Source organism: Streptomyces sp. NPDC059524 (assembly GCF_042749255.1).
In the GTDB taxonomy this organism is placed as follows: Bacteria; Actinomycetota; Actinomycetes; order Streptomycetales; family Streptomycetaceae; genus Streptomyces; species Streptomyces xanthii.
In genome coordinates this window covers 1-1,518 of sequence record NZ_JBHYTK010000059.1, presented here as the reverse complement: position 1 = coordinate 1,518, position 1,518 = coordinate 1, and the positions used below count along the sequence as shown (strand labels likewise).

The window sequence follows — 1,518 nt, the reverse complement described above, 5'->3', positions numbered from 1 at the left end:
TTTTTGGGTGTGTGTACACCGGGCGGGCGGGGGGGGTTGCGCGCCCTGTCCCCCGCCCCCTTTAAGGGGTTGCGGCTTCGCCGCTCAGCCTTTCATCGATGAGGTGCGCCCGAAGGGCCTGCACCTCAGGGGCGCGGGGCTCTGCCTAATGGCGGCTCCGCCGCGGGGCGCGACCAGCCCCCACCGGGCCGCAGGTTCATGACCGCCTGTTGAACCACTTCGTGATCTTGGGGGCGGCAGCCTTGAAGCTGCCGAAGTGGTCCGTCGGGCCCTGGTTGAAGATCGGGGCCCCAGACCCCAGCTGAGCCGCGCAGCTCTCCGCGTTGCCGATCGGGACATCCGTGTCACCCTCGCCCGCGTACAGGCGGACCGGCACCGAGGGCTTCCAGGCACAGGCCCCGTCGTTCGCGGCGATCGCCTCCCGCAGGGCACCCGTGGGGTGCTGCATGCGGGCGTAGAACTCGGGGGTGAGCAGTTCCTTCACCGTCGCGGGGAGCGCCGCGACGATGTCCTCCTCGCCGTGCTCCCCGTCGAAGAGCGCCTCGACGCGGTCCGCGTAGGGCGCGCGGAAGACCTCGGCGGGGTCCTTGTAGATCGGGTGGAGGCGGTTCTGGGCAACGAGGAAGTACGCGGTGTAGAAGAGGCCGCTGGTGTCGTTGACGCGGCCGTCGTAGAGCGCGGGGATCTCCTGCCCGGAGAGGTCGTAGGGGCCGCTGACGGGGGCGAGGGCGCGGAGCCTGAAGTGGTGGTCGGCGCCGGCTTCGAGGGTCCTGCCGATGGCCATCGCGACCTGGCCGCCCTGGGAGAAGCCGGTGGCGTAGACGTCGCCGGTGAGGGGCCGGCCGAGTCGGGCCGACGCGTGCCGGGCGGCGCGCAGCATGTCGAGGGAGGCGGTGACGGAGGACGCCGTGTCCATGTAGGGGTGGACGCCGGGGCCCTTGCCGAGGCCGAGGTAGTCGGGGGCGGCGACGGCCTTGCCGGCGGCGGCGTTCAGGTAGGCGGGGACGCGGCCGAAGTCGGTGGTGACGGAGGGCGCGTAGTCGCGGTGGACCATCGTGCCGTGGGTGTCGGAGACGACGTCGAGGCGGCGCGGGCCGCCGGTGGGCAGGGTGAGCAGGCCGGTGGCGGTGGTGGGGCGGCCGTGCGCGTCGACGGTGCGGTAGGTCAGGCGGTAGGCGCGCACTCCGTGCCGGACGGCGGCGGTGTCCATGTCGCGGGCGGCGAGCCAGCGGGTGACGCCGGCCCGGTCGAGCCCGTCGAGCGGGGTCACGGAGACGAGGGCGCCGCGGGCGGCCGGGGCGCGGTCGGTGCCGGTGGCGGAAGCCGCCGCGGCGGGGGCGGCGAGGGCTCCGGCGAGCAGCAGCGCGGCGGCCGCGGCGAGGGCTCTGCGGGTGCGTGAAGTCGTGGTGCGGGCACGGGAGTTGTCCGGGTTCGGCGTCATGGGACGACCGTAGGAATCGGAGGCCGTGCGGCGACATCCGAGGCGCCCCCTGGTGCGGGGTGGTGTTATGTCCACCC

General features: G+C 73.8%; 1 protein-coding gene. It reads right to left on the bottom strand.

Translation table 11 applies throughout. The features are described 5' to 3' along the window. Positions 1-196: 196 nt before the first annotated feature. The gene (locus ACFW9D_RS18395) at positions 197-1,441 is read right to left on the bottom strand and encodes an alpha/beta hydrolase (RefSeq protein ID WP_384623135.1); all 1,245 of its coding nucleotides are present in this window, start codon (positions 1,439-1,441) and stop codon (positions 197-199) included. Between the last annotated feature and the right edge of the window lie 77 nt (positions 1,442-1,518).